This is a genomic window from Glycomyces xiaoerkulensis (assembly GCF_002798405.1).
GTDB lineage: Bacteria > Actinomycetota > Actinomycetes > Mycobacteriales > Micromonosporaceae > Glycomyces > Glycomyces xiaoerkulensis.
Window position 1 is genome coordinate 1 of sequence record NZ_PGGV01000029.1, and the last position, 18,007, is coordinate 18,007.

Below are 18,007 nucleotides of genomic sequence, written 5' to 3' on the forward strand. Positions count from 1 at the left end.
GTGTCGGGTGTGGTTGGTGTGTTGTTTGAGATTTGTATAGTGTGCGTGAGTGTCTTTGTTTCTGCCTTGACTGACAGGGCTGCGCTGCCGTGTGGGCTGTGGGTGGTTGATCTTCGGGTTGATGGTCTGCGGTTCGGTTGGGGCGCTGGTTCGTTTTCGGGCTGGTGTCCCTGGTGGTGTGGTTTGTGGTGTTGGTTAAGTTGTGTAGGGCGCATGGTGGATGCCTTGGTGCCGGATGGCCGATGAAGGACGTGTGAGGCCGCGTTAGTCCTGGGGGAGTTGTCAACTGTGCTGTGATCCCAGGGTTTCCGAATGGGGTAACCTGGCCGGGTTGGTGCCCGGTCGCCGCTTTCTGAATGTATAGGGGAGTCGGTGGTGTGGCGGGGAAGTGAAACATCTTAGTACCTGCTGTGGAGAAAACAAGAGTGATTCCGTGAGTAGTGGCGAGCGAAAGCGGAGGAGGCTAAACCGGGTTCGTGTGATAGCCGGCAGGTGTTGCGGGCTCGGGGTTGTGAGGCATGGGCGTTGTCCGCTGCCGCGGGCAGGTGTCTGGTGTGTTGGTTAGCTGAACGGTCTGGGAAGGCCGGCCGGAGTGGGTGAGAGTCCCGTAGGTGAAGGCTGATGTGCTGGGTGCGGCTTGTGTGCTCGAGTAGTGCGGGGTTCGTGGAGTCTCGTGTGAATCTGCCAGGACCGTCTGGTAAGCCTAAAGTGGTCCGGTGACCGATAGTGGAGAGTACCGTGAGGGAATGGTGAAAAGTACCCCGGGAGGGGAGTGAAAGAGTGCCTGAAACCATGTGCCTGTAAGCCGTCAGAGCCCGGTGTGGTGGATTCGTCTGCTGCGGGTGGGTGATGGCGTGCCTTTTGAAGAATGAGCCTGCGAGTCGTGATGTGCAGCGAGGTTAACCCGTGTGTGGGGGAGCCGGAGCGAAAGCGAGTCTGAAGAGGGCGTTGAGTTGTGTGTTGTGGACCCGAAGCGGGGTGATCTACCCATGTCCAGGGTGAAGCGGCTGTAAGAGGTCGTGGAGGCCCGAACCCACCTAGGTTGCAAACTGGGGGGATGAGGTGTGGGTAGGGGTGAAAGGCCAATCAAACTCCGTGATAGCTGGTTCTCCCCGAAATGCATTTAGGTGCAGCGTCGTGTGGTGCACCGGGGTGGTAGGGCGCTGGTTGGGTGATGGGCCGTGTCGGTTACTGAGCTCAGCTAAACTTCGAATGCTCTGGTGTTGAGTGCGGCAGTGAGTCCGCCGGTGAGAAGATCGGTGGTCGAGAGGGAAACAGCCCGGATTACCGGCTAAGGCCCCTAAGGGTGTGCTGAGTGGAAAAGGATGTGGGGTCGCGTTGACAGCCAGGAGGTTGGCTTAGAAGCAGCCATCCTTGAAAGAGTGCGTAATAGCTCACTGGTCGAGTGGTTTCGCGCCGATAATGTAGCGGGGCTGAAGTACACCGCCGAAGCCGTAGCAGCGCTGGGCAGGTTTTGCTTGTCCGGTGTTGGGTAGGGGAGCGTCGTGCCAGAGGTGAAGCCGAGCCGTGAGGTAGCCCTGTGGGGTGTGTTGGTGGATTTGGTGCGAGTGAGAATGCAGGCATGAGTAGCGTGACGGCTGTGAGAATCAGCTGCGCCGATTGACTAAGGGTTCCAGAGGACGGTTGTTCCGCTCTGGGTTAGTCGGGGCCTAAGGCGAGGCCGAGAGGCGTAGTCGATGGTGAACCGGTTGATATTCCGGTACCCGAGTGCCGCGATGGACGCGATAGCGGTTGTGCTAACCGGTCGGTTGCTGGTGCCGCTGCCATTTCGGTGGTGGTGGTGTTGGTTGCTGGTTGGGGTCCCTGCCGTGTGTAGTGTAGTGATGGGGTGACGCAGTGGGGTAGCCGTACCGTCTGGTGGATCAGGCGGGGTAAGGTGGTAGCCCGTCCTCTCAGGCAAATCCGGGGGGATGTGGGGTGAGCGCTGAGGCGTAGCCCGTCAGGGTGAATTCGGTGATCCCGTGCTGTCGAGAAAAGCCTCTAGCGAGTGGTGTCTCGGCCCGTACCCGAAACCGACACTGGTAGTCAGGTAGAGTATACTGAGGCGTTCGAGTGATGTGTGGTTAAGGAATTCGGCAAATTGCCTCCGTAACTTCGGGAGAAGGAGGGCCCTCGGTCGTGGCCGGAAGCCGGCGGAAGCGGTTGGGGGTTGCAGAGGCCAGGGAGAAGCGACTGTTTACTAAAAACACAGGTCCATGCGAAGCCGTGAGGTGAGGTATATGGACTGACGCCTGCCCGGTGCTGGAACGTTAAGAGGATCCATCAGCCCTTCGGGGTGTCGTGGTGAATTGAAGCGCCAGTAAACGGCGGTGGTAACTATAACCATCCTAAGGTAGCGAAATTCCTTGTCGGGTAAGTTCCGACCTGCACGAATGGCGTAACGACTTCTCCGCTGTCTCAACCACATGCTCGGCGAAATTGCAGTACGAGTAAAGATGCTCGTTTCGCGCGGCAGGACGGAAAGACCCCGGGACCTTTACTATAGCTTGGTATTGGTGCTTTGTCTGGTTTGTGTAGGATAGGCGGGAGCCGTGGAGTCCGCCACGCTAGTGGCGGCCGAGGCGTTGGTGAAATACCGCTCTGGTCAGGTGAGGCTTCTAACCTGCGGCCCTGGATCGGGTCGGGGGACAGTGCCTGGTGGGTAGTTTAACTGGGGCGGTTGCCTCCTAAATGGTAACGGAGGCGCCCAATGGTGCCCTCACGTCGGTTGGAAACCGGTGTTTGAGTGTAAGCGTAGAAGGGTGCTTGACTGTGAGACTGACGGGTCGAGCAGGTGCGAAAGCAGGGGCTAGTGATCCGGCACCGGTGTACGGATGCGGTGTCGCTCAACGGCTAAAAGGTACCCCGGGGATAACAGGCTGATCTTCCCCAAGAGTCCGTATCGACGGGATGGTTTGGCACCTCGATGTCGGCTCGTCGCATCCTGGGGCTGGAGTTGGTCCCAAGGGTTGGGCTGTTCGCCCATTAAAGCGGCACGCGAGCTGGGTTTAGAACGTCGTGAGACAGTTCGGTCCCTATCCGCCGCGCGCGTTGGAGATTTGGTGGAGGGCTGTCCCTAGTACGAGAGGACCGGGATGGACGAACCGCTGGTGTGCCAGTTGTCCCGCCAGGGGCATGGCTGGTTGGCTACGTTCGGGAGCGATAACCGCTGAAAGCATCTAAGCGGGAAGCGTGCTTCCAGATGAGATCTCCGTCAACGAACCGTTGGTGAGGCGCCCGGGAGATGACCGGGTTGATAGGCCCGACATGGAAGCGCCGCAAGGTGTGGAGTGGACGGGTACTAACCGCCGAGGACTTAACCCAACATGCAAGCAAACCCGCGAAAGGCGGGCCCTGCGCAGTCTCCGCTGGTGGGGACGGGGGCGCTCACGCACGCTATGCGATTCTGAGGCAACACACCGCCCGCCTCGGGCGGCCCCGCTGGGCGGGGCCGACCGGAGGGGGGCGGGGCTCACTGGTTTGTTTGGTGGTGAGAGCGGAAGTGGCACACCCGGTCCCATTCCGAACCCGGTCGTTACGGCTTCCAGCGCCGATGGTACTGCACTCGCGAGGGTGTGGGAGAGCAGGACACCGCCAAACAACACAACACGAAAAGAGGGCTCCCGCGCCAGCGGGAGCCCTCTTTTGATGTCCGTACCCGATTCAAAACGATGGAGTGCGGTCGGCGGCCGGGCTCCGGAGCCAGTCGTTCGTTCGCGTCGGGGGTGCGCAGCAGACGGGTCTGTAGGATCAGGAGCTGTGCATGAGCTGCCTATTCATCGCGTCGGGATATTCGGGGGGACCTTTGATCCCCCGCACCTCGGGCATCTGGTCGCCGCCAGTGAGGCGGCTCATCGGTGTGCGCTCGACGAGGTGGTATTCGTTCCCGCCGGCGACCCCTGGCAGAAGAACGACCGCGACGTCAGCGACGCCTCGGCGCGTTTGACCATGACCCGACTGGCGATCGAACGAGACTCACGATTCCGGGTCAGCACCTGCGACATCGACCGTGAAGGCCATACCTATGCGATCGATACGGTCGCCGACGTCCGCGCCGAATACACCGCACCCGTCGATCTGAACTTCGTCTTCGGCGCCGATTCCCTCGAGAATCTCCACACCTGGCATCGGGTCGAGGAGCTCTACATGGCCGTCAAGTTCATCGCACTCAATCGCCGGGGGCACTCACGCGCACGGGTAGATACGTCGTCCGGCATAGACGTCGAGTTCGTCGACATGCCCGGAGTCGACGTCTCGTCCAGCGAATGCCGCCGGCGCGTCCGCGTTGGGGAACCGGTTCGCTACCTCGTTCCCGAGGCGGTCGACGCCTACATCGAAGAACATCGTCTCTACCGAAGCTGAAATGAGAACGTGTCGCAGGTCAGACGGTACTAAGCGGTCGGAATTCGTCGGCGGTCGCGTGTAAGACTAGAGCGGTACGCCGGGATGTCCGGCAGGGTTCTCATCGATAGGGGAGTACGTGACCGCAACCGACACCGCCATAACACTGGCGTTCTCCGCAGCCGAAGCGGCCGCAGAGAAGAAGGCGCACGGCATCAATCTTCGCGACGTCACCGAGCAGATCGCCCTCACCGACGTGTTCGCGATCGTCTCAGCGGCCAACGAGCGGCAGGTCAAGGCGATCGTCGACGCGGTGGAAGAACGCCTCATCAAGCAGCACGACACCCGGCCGCTGCGCCGCGAGGGCAAGGGCGGCGAGTCGTGGGTGCTGCTGGACTACGGGGAACTGGTGGTCCACGTCTTCCACGAGGAGGCACGCGAGTACTTCGGGCTGGACGGACTCTGGAAGGACTGCCCCTCCATCCCGTTCGAAGAAGGCCCTCCGGGCACGCCGACCGGCGCGGACGGTAACGAGACCTCCGAGGAGCGGCAGTGAACCGACTCGTCGTACTGCGGCACGGCCAGACCGAATGGAACCTGTCCGGCCGCATCCAGGGATCGTCGGACATCGGACTCGACGAGACCGGTCGAGCCCAGGCCGCTGCGGCGGCCCCGACCCTCGCCGGCTACGAGCCGGCACGGATCATCTCCTCCGACCTGCGCCGCTGTGTGGACACGGCCAAGCCGCTGGCCGAATCGACCGGACTCGAGATCGAGCTCGACAAGCGCCTGCGCGAGCGCGGCTACGGCCCCTGGGAGGGGCTGACCATGAAGGAGATCGCCGAGCGGTTCCCCGACGACCACAGGCGGTGGCGCTCACAAGAGCCCCTGCTCAACCCCGAGATCGAGACCTGGAACGAGCTCAAGCGCCGCACCGGCGACGCCGTCGCCGACCTGATCGACTCCGACGTCGACGGCACGGCGATCATCGTCTGCCACGGCGGCTCGGCCCGCCAGATCGTCGGCGGCGTGCTCCGGTGGGACCACGACCCGACCAGCGGCCTCTCCGGCATGGACAACCTCCACTGGGCCGATCTGCGCCGCATGAAATCCGGCAAATGGCGCATGTTCGGCTACAACCTGGGCGTCAAGCCGCCCTACACGATCGGTTCGGGCCCGCTGGCGAGAGGCCAGCAAGCGAGCGGCGGATCGTAGCGGTGCAACCGCGAACCGACCTGAGGCGTCATACCCGCATGCAGACACCGAACCTTCGCATCAGACAGCTCACAAGGCTGGCCGCAGCCGTGATGAGCGGCGTACTCATGACCGGTGCGCTCGCCGCCTGCGGCGGCGGCCAAGGCGGCGGCGAGGAGACCGCGACGCCCACGACGACCTCGGAAGCGCCCACCGGCGCACCGGCCGAGACCGGGAGTACCGAGCCGGAGCCGACCGACACCGAGGAGAGCGAGCCGATGCCCGACGACGAGACCACCCCCCGGCTGGATCCGTCCGCCGGTTCCGACAAGTCCGGACCCAAATCCGAGATGACCATCGGCGGGACCGTGGAGTCCGGCGTCGAATCCGGATGCCTGATCCTCGAGCACAAGGGCACCGTCTACGGCATCTTCGGCGAATACGACGAGTCCGTCGTCTACGCCGGAGCCGAAGTGACCCTGCACGGCCACACCGACCCGGGCATGATGTCGTTCTGCCAGCAGGGGACTCCGTTCGTGGTGGAGGAAGCCGAATCCGCCGGTTAGGTAGTGTGGCCGGGTGACCGTCGCCGTCGTAACCGACTCCACCTCGGCCCTCTCCGAGCACCAGCGTGCCTCGCGGGCCGATCTGACCGTGCTCGGCATCCCCGTGCTGATCGCCGGGGAGGAGTACCGCGAAGGCGAGACCGTCGGCGCCGAGCGGATCCTGCAGGCGCTGCGCGAGCCCCGGACGGCGGTGACGACCTCGCGCCTGGCCCCCGAACTCCTCCGCGAAACGTACGAGCGGCTCCTCGACGAAGGTGCGGACGGCATCGTGTCGGTGCACCTGTCGAGCAAACTGTCGGGGACCGTGGCGGCCGCCGAGGCGGCCGCCACCGGGTTCGCCGGGCGGGTAGCGGTGGTCGACTCCCTGAACGCCGGCATGGGCGTCGGCTACCCGGCGCTGACGGCGGCGGACGCGGCCGCCAAAGGAGCCGACATGCTCTCCGCGGCGGCGGCCGCCCGGGAGGCGATCGGCCGGACCACGACCTACTTCTACGTGGACACGCTCGAGTACCTGCGCCGCGGCGGACGCATCGGCACCGCGAAGGCGCTGATGGGGTCGGCGCTGTCGGTCAAACCGATCCTGGGCGTCGACGACGGTCGAATCGACATGCTCGAGAAGGTCCGCACGCCCACCCGCGGCCTGCAGCGACTGGCCGCGCTGGCAGTCGGCGACGCGGGGGACGCGCCGGTCGAGATGACGGTGCACCACCTGGCCGCCGAGCGCCGCGCCGAGGCGCTGGCGGGCTGGCTGCGCGAGCGGTTCGGCGAACGGCTGCGCCGGATGGAGGTCACCGAGGTCGGCGCCGCGATCGGAGCCCACTGCGGGCCGGGCCTGGTCGGCGTCATCACCCGCCGCCTGGCCTGAGCCGCCGCAGTATGACCCGCCGATCGGGCATCGTCCACTCCGATTGCGCTCGTCCACAGCACCGATCCGGTTGTCCACAGGCGGGAAAAATCGCCAGTCACGGCCGTAACCGCGGCTCGTTGAGCCGGGTATGGACGTCAAAGATCCCACCGACCGCGCGGCGCTCGCCTCGCGGCTGCAACTCAAACTCGCCGAATCGTCAGAACCGCAACGGGTCTGCGAAGAGACGATCGACGCCGCCGAGGACGGCCGCGGGACGCCGCCGCGCGCACCCCGGCGCCGGGGACTGAGCGAGCGGGCCGAACGGTTCCAGGCGCGACTGGGACTCTCCCATGTGAACCGTTGGGTCCTGGTGGCCGTCGCCGTCGTGGCGGCCGCGACGGGCCTGTCGGCGATGATCCTGTCCTGGCCCCAGTCCGAGCCGGCCGCGACGGCCGAAGTCGAGCCGACCGCTTCGCCCGCGACGCAGCCGGAGACGATCGTCGTGTCGGTCGCCGGCGCGGTGCGGCGCCCCGGAATCGTCGAGCTCGAGTCCGGATCGCGGGTCGCCGACGCCATAGCGGCGGCCGGCGGGATGGCCGAGGAGGCCGACCCCGGATTCCTCAACCTCGCCCGAGTGGTCACCGACGGCGACCTCGTAGCGGTGCCCGACGCCGACTCCGCGCCCGAGACGGCAGGCAGCGGCGGTGCGGCCGCGAGCGCCCTGGTCAACCCCAACGTCGCCGACGAGCGGACGCTCACGACCCTGAACGGCATCGGCCCGGTCCTGGCCGAGCGGATCGTGGCCCACCGCGAAGCGAACGGCAGCTTCCAGTCGGTCGAGGAGCTGGCCGACGTCCAGGGCATCGGGCCGAGCCTGCTGGATCAGATCCGCGACCAGGTGGCGCTGTAATGGCCGCCCTGAACGGGAGGCATCCCGAGCCCTCGAAGACCGTCGCCCGAGACCTGCGGCTGCCGCTGGCTGCGGCCGGCGCGTGGGCCGCCGCACTGGCCGGCCTCTACGGCGGCACCGCCGTATGCCTGCTTACCGCGACCGGCTGCGCGGTCCTGGTGGCGGCGGCGCGAGGCCGGGCCGACCGCCCCCGGGCGGCGGTCGCGACCGTGGCGTTCGGGGGGCTGCTCGCCGCGGCCGTGACCGCAGTGCATGTGACGGTGCGCGACGATGACCGCCTCGGCCGGTTGACCGCCGACCAGACCGTCGGCGAGGCCGAGTTGGTCATGCACACCGCGCCACGGCCGTCGGCGCGGAGCCCGGGCGTGTACACCGCGAGTGCCCGCCTGCGGGCCTTCGAGACGGGTTCGGTGACCGTGCGGGGCCGCTGGCGGGTCTTCCTCATCGCCAGCGGCGACGAATGGGCGGACGTCACCGTCGGCCGGCCGATAGCGGTCGAGGCCGCCCTCCGGGAAGCCGAGCCCGGCCGACTGACCGCCGCGGTCGTCAGCGCGAGGGGACCTCCGGAAACGATTGGCCGCCCGGCGCCGCCGCACCGCCTCGCCGCACACGTGCGATCGCACTTGGCCGAAGCCGCCTCGGCGGTCCCGGCGCCCGAGTCGGGACTCATACCGGCATTGGCGGTCGGCGACACCTCGGGCATGGACCCCGGGCTGTCGGCGGACTTCCGGACGACCGGCCTGGTCCACCTGGTGGTGGTGTCCGGCTACCACTTGGGCCTGGTCACCGGGGCGGCCCTGGCGGTCGCGCTCGCCGCACGGGCGGGGCCGCGGACCCGGGTGGCGGTGGGCGCGGTCGCGGTGGTGGGGATCGTGGTCGTCGCCGGGCCGCAGCCGAGCGTGCTGCGGGCGGCGGTGATGACCGGGATGATGCTGCTGGCGCTCGCGGCCGGTCGGCCCGCCGCGGCGATGCCCGCATTGGCGACGGCGGTGCTGGTGCTGGTCCTGGCCGACCCGGACATGGCCGCGCGGCCGGGGTTCGCGCTGTCGGTGGCGGCTTGCGCCGGGCTGCTGCTGTTGGCCTTCCGGTGGGCGAGGCCGCTGGAGCACCGCGGCTGGCCGCAGTGGGCGGCTCTGGCGGTGACGATCCCGGCAGCCACCCAGGTGGCCGTGACACCGCTGCTGGCGGCGTGGACCGGCGGGGTCAGCCTGGTGTCGGTGCCGGTGAACCTGCTGGCGACGCTCGCGGCGGCCCCGGTGGTGGTGCTGTCGGTGTCGGCGGCGGCAGCGGCGGCGGTCTGGATCCCGGCCGGAGAGTGGTTCGCGGCCCTGGCGGCGATCCCGGCGCGGTGGCTGGTGTGGTTGGCCGAGACCGGGGCGGCGGTGCCGGGGAGCACGCTGCCGTGGCCGGAGGGCGCCTGGTGGGGCTTGGCCGCGGCCGCGGCCCTGGCGGCGTTGATCGGCCTGCTCCATGTGCGCCGCTTGCGGCGGCCGCTGCTGGCCGTGATCGCCGCGGCGGTGCTCGGTTCGGTGCCGGCCTGCTGGTTCACCGGCGGACCGCCGTCTGGCTGGGTGGTGACGATGTGCGATGTGGGGCAAGGCGACTCACTGGTGCTGCCCGCAGGGGACGCGGTGGTGGTGGTCGATGTGGGCCCGGACCCGGGCCCGGTGGACGCTTGCCTGGACGACCTCGGGGTCGACCGGATCGCCCTGCTGGTGTTGTCCCACTTCCACATCGACCACGCCGCCGGGATCGGCGGCGCGGTCTCGGGCCGGGAGGTGGAGGCGATCCTGGCGCCGCCGCCGGGCGAGGCGACCTATGGCTTCGACCTGGTCGAGGAGCACGCCGGCGGGGTGCCGATGCTCGATCCCGCGCCAGGGCAGGTCTACCGGTTCGGTGCCACGAGCTTGGAGGTGCTGTGGCCGGGCGAACGGCTGATGTCGGGGACGCGATCGGACCCGAACAACAACTCGGTGGCGGTCCGGGCCGAGGTGGCGGGGACAACCCTGCTGTTGACAGGGGACGTCGAGGCGGAGGCGCAGCAGCGGCTGCTGGAGACCGGGCGGGGCTTGGCGGTGGACGTGCTCAAGGTGCCGCACCACGGCTCGGCGTTCCAGATCCCGGAGTTCCTGCGCGCGACCGAGCCCGCGGTGGCGCTGGTGGGGGTCGGAGCGGACAACTCGTACGGTCACCCGAACCCGGGCCCGCTGGCGCTCCTGGAGGAAACCGGCGCACTGGTGTTCCGCACCGACACGTCGGGCCGGGTCACCGTCTCGAGGGAAGGAGGCCGATTCGAGGTCGCGACCGACCGCCGCGCCGCCTGAGGCCCCGGTTCGCCGCAACGCGGACGGTCCGTCGCAAGACGGGCCGGCGCCTCGGACCTCACCCCGGGCGACCGGCGTTCCACCCATAGCGCAGCGCCGCATGCGGCGCGAGGCGCGGCATGCGAGGATGTATCTCGTGGCTGCACTCCTACCGATCCGCTTGGTGCTCGGCGACGACGAGTTCCTCGCCGAGCGGGCCGCCGACGAGTATGTCGCGGCGGTGCGCAACGAACTCCCGGCCTCCGACCCCGAAGCCGTCGTCAACCGGGTGACCGGCTCGGAGGTGACCGCCGGCTCGTTCGGCACCCTGATCAGCCCCAACCTGTTCGGCGGGGCCGTGATCGCCGTCGTCGCTTCGGCGCAGGACGCCGACAAGGGCGCCATCGCCGCGATCCTCGACTACGCGCGACGGCCGGCGCCCGGGGTGTACCTCGCGATCTGCCACAACGGCGGCAACAAGGGCAAGGCGCTGCCGGAGGGACTCAAGAAGCTCGACGTCGAGGTCGTGAAGGCCGCCAAGATCAAGCGCCAGCCCGACCGGGTCGCGTTCGTGCGCGGCGAGCTGCGCGCGGCCGGAGCCTCGCCCAGGTCGGCCTCGGCCGAGATCGCCGACACCATCATCCAGGCCGTGGGCTCCGATCTGCGGGAGCTGGCCTCGGCCTGCTCGCAGTTGGTGGCCGACACCGAGGGGAACATCACCGTCGACGGCGTAGCCCGGTACTACTCCGGCCGGGCCGAGGTCACCGGGTTCACCGTGGCCGACGCGACCGTGGCCGGGAACCCCGGGGAGGCGCTCGGCGCCCTCAGATGGGCGATGCAGATCGGGGTCGATCCGGTGCCGATCGCCGACGCGCTGGCCATGGCCGTGCGGAACCTGTCGCGGGTCGCCGCCGAGCGCGGGGGTTCGAAGCAGTTGGCCGCGCAGCTCGGCATGGCCCCCTGGCAGATCGACAAGGCGCGCCGTCAGTCCCGGAACTGGACGGCCGACTCCCTCGCCGAGGCGATGCGGGTCTGCGCCCGGCTCAACGGCGAGGTCAAGGGCGGATCCGACGACCGGGCCTGGGCGTTGGAGCACGCGGTCCTCGAGATCACCCGACTGAGCGGGGCCGACCCGTACCGGCGGGCTCCGGTCCGGTCCGGGGAGCCTGGTGGTCGTGTCTGAATACCGTCACGGCCGCGTCGTCCGGCCTCGCCGCCCCTGGTATGCGAGGGTGCTCCGAATCCGGCACCTGCGCCTCTCGAACGCCTGGTGCGTGGTCCTGTTCGAAGGTTCGATCGTGCTCGGCGTCCTCATGGCGCTCACCGAGCTCGTCTCCTGGTGGGTCGTGCCGGTGCTGCCGCTGGCGGTGGCGGCCATGGTCAAGCTCAACGACCTAGTCGCCGGCGCCGCCGACCGGACCGGCGGTCAGGCACGCTAAAGGCTCCGGTCGGGTCGGTGCCCTCCGGAGCCTTTGAAGTCTGCGCGCTAGCCCGCCTTAGGAGGCGTTCTCCAGCTTCTTGTAGGCCGCGGCCATCTTCGACTTGCGCTGGGCGGCCTGGTTCTTGTGGATGACCCCCTTGGAGGCGGCCTTGTCCAGTTGACGGCTGGCGGCCCTCAGGTGGGTCTCGGCGGCGGTGACGTCGCCGGCGGCCGTCGATTCGCGGAACTTGCGGACGGCGGTCTTCAGCGACGACTTCACGGCCTTGTTGCGCATCCGGCGCTTCTCGTTCTGCCGGTTGCGCTTTTCCTTGGACTTAATGTTCGCCACGCGTGAAGCCTCAGTCTCGTGATTACTTGGTTCCTTGCAAACCGCGTCGGGCGCAGGGCGCGCGCCACGCGACAATCAACGGTACCAGGAGCCGAGCAACGCACACGGCGCGGCGTCCCGACCGCGAGCCAGGTTACACCCGGTGCGGCCCGGCGTCCGCGCGGCCGCTCGGCGGTGCCGCCAGGCTCGCCGGTGACGGGGTGCCCCATGCGCTCCGACGCGCCGACTTTGCCGCCTTCATCCTATAGGATATAGGATATTTCCTATAGGATCGGGCCCGGGCCGTGGTGGGCGGCGTGTCCGCTCGGTGCCTCGGGTCAGCCGCGAATCGTAAGGCAGAATTGGTGCGCCCACCTAGACGAGCCGTGCCGAGTCGCGGCCCGCTAGCCTCGCCGAGAAGGAAGGCCAACGTGACGAACGCGCCAGGTTCGACCGCTCCGGCTGCGATCCGGAACTTCTGCATCATCGCGCACATCGACCACGGCAAGTCGACCCTGGCCGACCGCATGCTGCAGATCACCGAGGTCGTCGAGACCCGGAAGATGCGCGAGCAGTACCTCGACCGCATGGACATCGAGCGCGAGCGCGGCATCACCGTCAAGTCGCAGGCCGTCCGCATGCCCTGGAGGACCCGCTCCGGCGACGCCGAGGGCGACCGGTTCGTCCTCAACATGATCGACACTCCCGGCCACGTGGACTTCACCTACGAGGTCTCGCGGTCGCTCGCCGCCTGCGAGGGTGCGATCCTCCTGGTCGACGCCGCCCAGGGCATCGAGGCGCAGACTCTCGCGAACCTCTACCTGGCCATGGGCAACGACCTCACGATCATCCCGGTGCTCAACAAGATCGACCTGCCCTCGGCCGATCCCGACCGCTATGCCGAGGAGCTCGCCCACCTGATCGGCTGCGAGCCCGAGGACGTCTTCCGCGTCTCGGGCAAGACCGGCGAGGGCGTCATCGAGCTGCTCGACGCCATCGTCGAACAGGTCCCGCCCCCGAGCGGCGAGGCCGACGCCCCGCCCCGGGCGATGATCTTCGACTCCGTCTACGACACCTACCGCGGCGTGATCACCTACATCCGAGTCGTCGACGGCAGGCTCAAGGCCCGCGACCGCATCCGCATGATGTCGACCCGGGCCGACCACGAGCTGCTCGAGATCGGCGTCATCAGCCCCGAGCCGCAGGTCGCCCAGGCCCTCGGCGTGGGCGAGGTCGGCTACCTCATCACCGGCGTGAAGGACGTGCGCCAATCGAAGGTCGGCGACACCGTCACCGACGAGCGCAAGCCCGCGGCCGCGGCGCTGCCCGGCTACACCGAACCCAAGCCGATGGTGTTCTCCGGTCTGTACCCGATCGACGGCTCGGACTACGGGAACCTGCGCGAAGCGCTCGACAAGCTCCAGCTCAACGACGCCTCCCTGCAGTTCGAACCCGAGACGTCGGCGGCGCTCGGCTTCGGCTTCCGCGTCGGCTTCCTCGGGCTGCTGCACCTGGAGATCATCCGTGCGCGACTCGAGCGCGAGTTCAATCTCGACCTCATCTCCACCGCTCCCAACGTGGTCTACCAGGTGACCATGGAGGACGGCGAGCAGGTGGAGGTCACCAACCCTTCGGAGTTCCCCGAGGGCAAGATCGCCGCCATCACCGAGCCGGTGGTCAAGGCCACCGTGCTCACCCCGACCGACTGCATCGGACCGGTCATGGACCTGTGCCAGTCGCGGCGCGGCGTCCAGGAGGGCATGGACTACCTGTCGACCGGCCGGGTGGAGATCCGCTACACGCTGCCGCTGGCCGAGATCGTGTTCGACTTCTTCGACCAGCTCAAGTCCCGCACCAAGGGCTACGCCTCGCTCGATTACGAGATCGAGGGCTCCCAGGAGGCCGCACTGGTCAAGGTCGACATCCTCCTCCAGGGAGAGCGGGTCGACGCCTTCGCCGCGATCGTCCACAAGGACCAGGCTTACGCCTACGGAGTGAAGCTCGCCCAGCGGCTGAAGAAGCTGATCCCGCGCCAGCAGTTCGAGGTGCCGATCCAGGCCGCGATCGGATCGCGGATCATCGCCCGCGAGAACATCCGCGCGATGCGCAAGGACGTCCTCGCCAAGTGCTACGGCGGCGACATCACCCGCAAGCGCAAGCTGCTCGAGAAGCAGAAGGAGGGCAAGAAGCGGATGAAGACCGTCGGGCGGGTCGACGTCCCGCAGGACGCCTTCATCGCCGCCCTGCGCAGCGACGAGAACTGAGACTCCGCCAGAGACGAGGACGGGCGCCGGAGTAATCCGGCGCCCGTCGCTGTTTCGGTTACTGCTGCGGAGGAGGCGGAGGTTGCTGGGGCGGCTGCTGCTGTTGCGGCGGCGGCGCTCCCTGACCCGGGGCGGGCGGCTGCTGAGGGTAGCCGCCCTGCGGTGGCGGCTGCTGCTGGTATCCGCCCGGCGCGGGTTGCTGCTGCGGGTATCCGGGAGCCTGCGGCTGCCCCGGCGCGCCCTGCGGCGGCGCCGGCGGGCGCTTGGGCAGATTCCCCTGCTTCGACAGCAGCCACTGGTGCACCTCGGGCTGGAACACCAGGTAGAACGCCGCTCCGACTGCCGCGAGCCGGGCGAGCCCGAGCAGGGCGGTGAGGGCGGCGTACCAGCCCACGCCCCAGCCGCCGAAGAGGCCGAAGAGCGAGAAGAACCCGAGGATGCCGAAGCCGATCAGCAGCGGCGTGCGCGGGTCGGCCGCTCCGAACGCGCCCAGTCGCTCCTTGACGATGAACCAGACGATGACGATCGAGAGGCTGTAGAAGACCAGGCCGACGATGCCGCCGGCCAGCACGAAGCCGCCGAGGAACGGCACCGCGATGAGGGCGATGATGGAGAACAGCAGCATCAGCACCGATGCCGCCATGTAGCCCCACAGGGCCTGGGTCAGCCAGTTGACCTTCTGCGGGCGGTGCGGGTTGGGCTTGACGCCCCACTCGCTGAGCGGGTCGCCCCCACTGGGCGATTGGGGGCCGGGGCCTTGGCCGGGCGATTCCGGTCCGGCCGGTTGAGGCGGATAGGTCATTGCAGTTTTCTCCGGGGGGTTGGAGGGTCTATTACCGTGCTCACTCTACCGTCTCCGCGCCGCGCTCGCCTGACCCGTAAATGGGCTACTGCCTTGGGAGATGCCGCAATTCGTGGCAATTGTGCGGCATTGGAGAGACATGATCCCCCGGCCGTCCGGGGCCCCGGGGGCGGCTTCGATCACTCCGGGGAGTTCAGCGTAATGGTGACAATGGACTCATCGAAGTTTGCGGCCTCGGTCACTTCGAGATCGGGAACGATCCAGCCTTCGTCGCCCGGCTGCCAATGCCGTCCGCCGTAGGCGACCGAGGCGAAGTCGTACTCGTGCGATTTGGCGACCGCCCATGAGGCGCGGTTCCAGCCGCCGGCCCGGTCCTCGGAGGCGATCGCCACGACCGGTCCATCCACATCGGCCACCTCCGCGCCCCACTGCTCGGCGAAGTCCGCCGCCAGGGCCTGGGCGTCGAGCGACCGCTCCCGCGAGTCGGGCACCATGCACGACACCCCGCTCCGCTGGCCGCCGGCGAGCGCGGCCGCCACGGCGAACGCGTCGTCCTCCCACTGGTGGTAGAGGTCGGGGTGGGCGCTCACCTGCACCGCCTGCGCGGCGTCGCCGATCGCCATCTCCTCCCAGCCGTCGATGCGGCGCAGCTTCTCGTAGAACTTGAACGACGAGTAGACCGGGTCGAGCACCTCTTCCTCGGTGCCCCAGCCGGCGCTGGGCCGCTGCTGGAATAGGCCGAGCGAATCGCGGTCCCCGTAATCCACATTGACCAGACCGGACTCCTGGAACGCGGTGGCGATCGCCACCGCCACCGCCCGCTCGCTCATGCCGTCGCGCTGGCCGACCGCCGCGATCGTGGCCGCGTTGTGGGTCTGCTCGGAGGTCAGATGCAGCGGCTCGGCACCGTCCCCGATGTGGCAACCGGTCGGCTCGGGGGAGAGGGCGTCTTTGACGTCGTCGGTGCAGCCGGCGGTGAGGCCGACCGCGAGCGTGAGGACGAAGAGTGCTCGCAGCGGTCGCAACGTGACTCCGATCGGATCGGGGCTGCCTAATCTACCCAGTGGGGTGAGTCCTTCTCAAGGAAGGACTGGACGCCTTCGCGGCCCTCGGGAGCGAAGAAGTACCGGGCCGTGGTCGCGGCCGCCTCCTTGAGCCGCCGCCGCAGCCCCGGATCGCCGGTCAGCTCCTTGACCCCGGCCAGCGCCGAGGGCCCGCCCCGCTTGAGCCGCCCGACCGCCCGCTCGGTCTCGGCGGCCGCGTCCTCGGCGACGGCGTCGGCCAGTCCCCAGGCCGCCGCCTCCTCGGCGCCGAAGGTCCGCCCGGTCAGGAACAGCTCGCCCATGCGGGCCGGGCTGAGGCGGCGGGCCACCACCGGCGCGATCACCGCCGGGACCACGCCGAGGCGCACCTCGCTGAACGCCAGGGTCGTGCCGGTGCGGCAGATGGCGAGGTCGGCGGCGGCCAGCAGCCCGAGCCCGCCCCCGCGGACGGCGCCGCCGGCGACGGCCACGATCGGCTTCGGCGCCTCGGCCATGTCGGCGAGCGCCTCGGCGAGGCGGGTGGCCGGCAGGTCGGCGGCGCCGGTGGCCGCGGCCGACTCGGTCAGGTCGGCCCCGGAGCAGAACACCGGGCCGGCGTGGTCGAGGACGACGACTCGGACCGACTCGTCGGCGGTGGCCCTGACCAGCGATTCCCGCAGGCGCGCGATCAGCGCGGTCGACAGGGCGTTGCGGCGGTCGGGCTCGTTGAGGGTAATGGTCGCCACCCCGCGGTCGGCGCGGTAGGCGATCGGTGCGTCGGTGGGTTCCACGCCAGTACCGTAGACCGCGTGTCCGCTGAAGTGGTAGCCGCCGCCGCGAAGTCGCCCGAGACCGGTCGGCGCGGGTTCGGGATCTACGTCCATGTGCCTTTCTGCGTCTCCCGTTGCGGCTATTGCGACTTCAACACCTATACGGCCGCCGAGCTCGGCGCGGGCGTCTCCCGCGAGACCTACGCCGGGCTGGTGCGCGCCGAGATCGGCCGGGCCGCGGCGCTGTTCGGGTCCGTGCCGCGGGTCGACACCGTGTTCTTCGGCGGCGGCACCCCCACGCTGCTGCCGGCCGCCGATCTGGCCGCGGTCCTGGCCGAGATCGACGACCGATTCGGGCTCGCCGACGGTGCCGAGGTGACCGCCGAGGCCAACCCCGAGTCGGTGGACGCCGGGTACCTCGCCGAACTGCGCGCGGGCGGCTTCACCCGCCTGTCGATCGGCATGCAGTCGACCGCCCCGCACGTCCTGCGCGTCCTCGACCGCGAGCATTCCCCGGCCAAGGCCCTGGCCGCCGTCGAGCACGCCCGCAACGCCGGTTTCGAGCACGTCAGTCTCGACCTGATCTACGGCACCCCCGGCGAGACCGCCGCCGACTTCGCCGCGAGTCTGGCCGCCGCGGTCGACTCCGGGGTCGACCACGTCTCGGCCTACTCGCTGATCGTCGAGGAGGGCACCGCGCTGGCCCGCCGCATCCGCTCCGGCCGGGTCCCGCGGCCCTCCGACGACGTCGCCGCCGACCGGTACCTGGCCGCCGAGGCCGCGCTCGGCGAGGCCGGCTTCTCCTGGTACGAGGTCTCCAACTGGGCCCGTTCGCCGGAGGCGCGCTGCCGCCACAACCTCCTGTACTGGGACGGCGGCCACTGGTGGGGGGCGGGCCCCGGCGCCCACTCCCACCTGCCCGGGCTGCGCTGGTGGAACCACAAGCACCCCTCGACCTATGCGACCGCGCTGGCCGGCGGCCTGCCGCTCGCCGAGCACGAGGAGCTCTCGGACGAGGACCGGTACTTGGAAAGCGTGATGCTCCTGACTCGCCTCGAACAAGGTCTCCCGGTATCGTGGCTGCGTGCGAACGGTTTGGCAGCCGCGCAGCAGGTGGTCGCCGATGGCCTGGCCCTCCTCGAGGGCGGGCGCCTTCGCCTCACCCTTCGAGGACGCCTGCTCGCCGATGCGGTAGTGAGGGATCTCACGGCCTGATCGGCGCCCCCCGACAATCCCCCCA

General features: G+C 68.7%; 15 protein-coding genes and 2 rRNA genes. 13 read left to right on the forward strand and 4 right to left on the reverse strand.

The genetic code is table 11. The features are described from left to right. The first annotated feature begins 193 nt into the window (after window positions 1-193). The 11 genes from CUT39_RS10560 (at window position 194) to CUT39_RS10610 (ending at window position 11,600) form a co-directional block, all read left to right on the forward strand. Window positions 194-3,324 (forward strand): 23S ribosomal RNA (locus CUT39_RS10560). Window positions 3,325-3,483: 159 nt separating this feature from the next. Continuing rightward, window positions 3,484-3,600 (forward strand): 5S ribosomal RNA (gene rrf / locus CUT39_RS10565). A 159-nt stretch (window positions 3,601-3,759) separates the two neighbouring features. Beyond that, on the forward strand, window positions 3,760-4,362 hold the full coding sequence (gene nadD / locus CUT39_RS10570) for a nicotinate-nucleotide adenylyltransferase (protein WP_232805704.1): 603 nt from the start codon (window positions 3,760-3,762) through the stop codon (window positions 4,360-4,362). A 118-nt stretch (window positions 4,363-4,480) separates the two neighbouring features. Further along, entirely contained in the window at window positions 4,481-4,897 is a 417-nt protein-coding gene (gene rsfS / locus CUT39_RS10575; RefSeq protein ID WP_100446325.1) for a ribosome silencing factor, read from the forward strand. Continuing rightward, window positions 4,894-5,556: a histidine phosphatase family protein gene (locus CUT39_RS10580; protein ID WP_100446327.1), complete on the forward strand. Its 663-nt coding sequence runs from the start codon at window positions 4,894-4,896 to the stop codon at window positions 5,554-5,556. Before rsfS ends, CUT39_RS10580 begins: the two co-directional genes overlap by 4 nt. Window positions 5,557-5,648: 92 nt before the next feature. After that, window positions 5,649-6,101, forward strand: a complete 453-nt coding sequence (locus tag CUT39_RS10585; protein WP_157930598.1) for a hypothetical protein — start codon at window positions 5,649-5,651, stop codon at window positions 6,099-6,101. Between the two features lie 13 nt (window positions 6,102-6,114). Next, entirely contained in the window at window positions 6,115-6,966 is an 852-nt protein-coding gene (locus tag CUT39_RS10590) for a DegV family protein (RefSeq protein ID WP_100446331.1), read from the forward strand. A gap of 130 nt (window positions 6,967-7,096) precedes the next feature. Beyond that, entirely contained in the window at window positions 7,097-7,858 is a 762-nt protein-coding gene (locus tag CUT39_RS10595) for a ComEA family DNA-binding protein (protein WP_100446333.1), read from the forward strand. Next, entirely contained in the window at window positions 7,858-10,182 is a 2,325-nt protein-coding gene (locus CUT39_RS10600) for a ComEC/Rec2 family competence protein (protein WP_100446335.1), read from the forward strand. The genes CUT39_RS10595 and CUT39_RS10600 overlap by 1 nt, the downstream gene beginning before the upstream one ends. Before the next feature lie 136 nt (window positions 10,183-10,318). Further along, window positions 10,319-11,344, forward strand: coding sequence for a DNA polymerase III subunit delta (holA, locus tag CUT39_RS10605; RefSeq protein ID WP_198587049.1), 1,026 nt, complete (start codon window positions 10,319-10,321; stop codon window positions 11,342-11,344). Next, complete coding sequence (locus tag CUT39_RS10610; RefSeq protein ID WP_157930599.1) at window positions 11,337-11,600, forward strand: hypothetical protein; 264 nt, start codon at window positions 11,337-11,339, stop codon at window positions 11,598-11,600. Before holA ends, CUT39_RS10610 begins: the two co-directional genes overlap by 8 nt. 57 nt (window positions 11,601-11,657) lie before the next feature. Here the strand turns inward: CUT39_RS10610 and rpsT are convergent, their stop codons facing one another. Further along, window positions 11,658-11,930, reverse strand: a complete 273-nt coding sequence (gene rpsT, locus CUT39_RS10615) for a 30S ribosomal protein S20 (protein ID WP_100446339.1) — start codon at window positions 11,928-11,930, stop codon at window positions 11,658-11,660. Window positions 11,931-12,295: 365 nt separating this feature from the next. Between rpsT and lepA the strand changes: the two genes are divergently transcribed. Continuing rightward, complete coding sequence (lepA, locus tag CUT39_RS10620) at window positions 12,296-14,173, forward strand: translation elongation factor 4 (protein ID WP_100446341.1); 1,878 nt, start codon at window positions 12,296-12,298, stop codon at window positions 14,171-14,173. Between the two features lie 58 nt (window positions 14,174-14,231). Here lepA and CUT39_RS20775 read toward each other — a convergent pair whose 3' ends face one another. The 3 genes from CUT39_RS20775 to CUT39_RS10635 form a co-directional block, all read right to left on the reverse strand. Beyond that, on the reverse strand, window positions 14,232-14,975 hold the full coding sequence (locus CUT39_RS20775) for a hypothetical protein (protein WP_198587051.1): 744 nt from the start codon (window positions 14,973-14,975) through the stop codon (window positions 14,232-14,234). Between the two features lie 179 nt (window positions 14,976-15,154). Then, a complete protein-coding gene (locus CUT39_RS10630) occupies window positions 15,155-16,000 on the reverse strand; it encodes a hypothetical protein (protein ID WP_100446343.1) in 846 nt (281 codons plus the stop codon). Between the two features lie 26 nt (window positions 16,001-16,026). After that, window positions 16,027-16,788: an enoyl-CoA hydratase-related protein gene (locus CUT39_RS10635; protein WP_198587052.1), complete on the reverse strand. Its 762-nt coding sequence runs from the start codon at window positions 16,786-16,788 to the stop codon at window positions 16,027-16,029. A gap of 18 nt (window positions 16,789-16,806) precedes the next feature. Between CUT39_RS10635 and hemW the strand changes: the two genes are divergently transcribed. Next, window positions 16,807-17,982: a radical SAM family heme chaperone HemW gene (gene hemW, locus CUT39_RS10640; protein ID WP_100446347.1), complete on the forward strand. Its 1,176-nt coding sequence runs from the start codon at window positions 16,807-16,809 to the stop codon at window positions 17,980-17,982. The last annotated feature ends 25 nt before the right edge of the window (window positions 17,983-18,007 follow it).

Excerpts from the sequence above, each read along its gene's own strand:
- CUT39_RS10595 (WP_100446333.1), top strand. The coding sequence starts at position 7,097 with ATGGACGTCAAAGATCCCACCGACCGCGCGGCGCTCGCCTCGCGGCTG.
- CUT39_RS20775 (WP_198587051.1), bottom strand. The coding sequence starts at position 14,975 with ATGACCTATCCGCCTCAACCGGCCGGACCGGAATCGCCCGGCCAAGGC.
- CUT39_RS10600 (WP_100446335.1), top strand. The coding sequence starts at position 7,858 with ATGGCCGCCCTGAACGGGAGGCATCCCGAGCCCTCGAAGACCGTCGCC.
- CUT39_RS10585 (WP_157930598.1), top strand. The coding sequence starts at position 5,649 with ATGAGCGGCGTACTCATGACCGGTGCGCTCGCCGCCTGCGGCGGCGGC.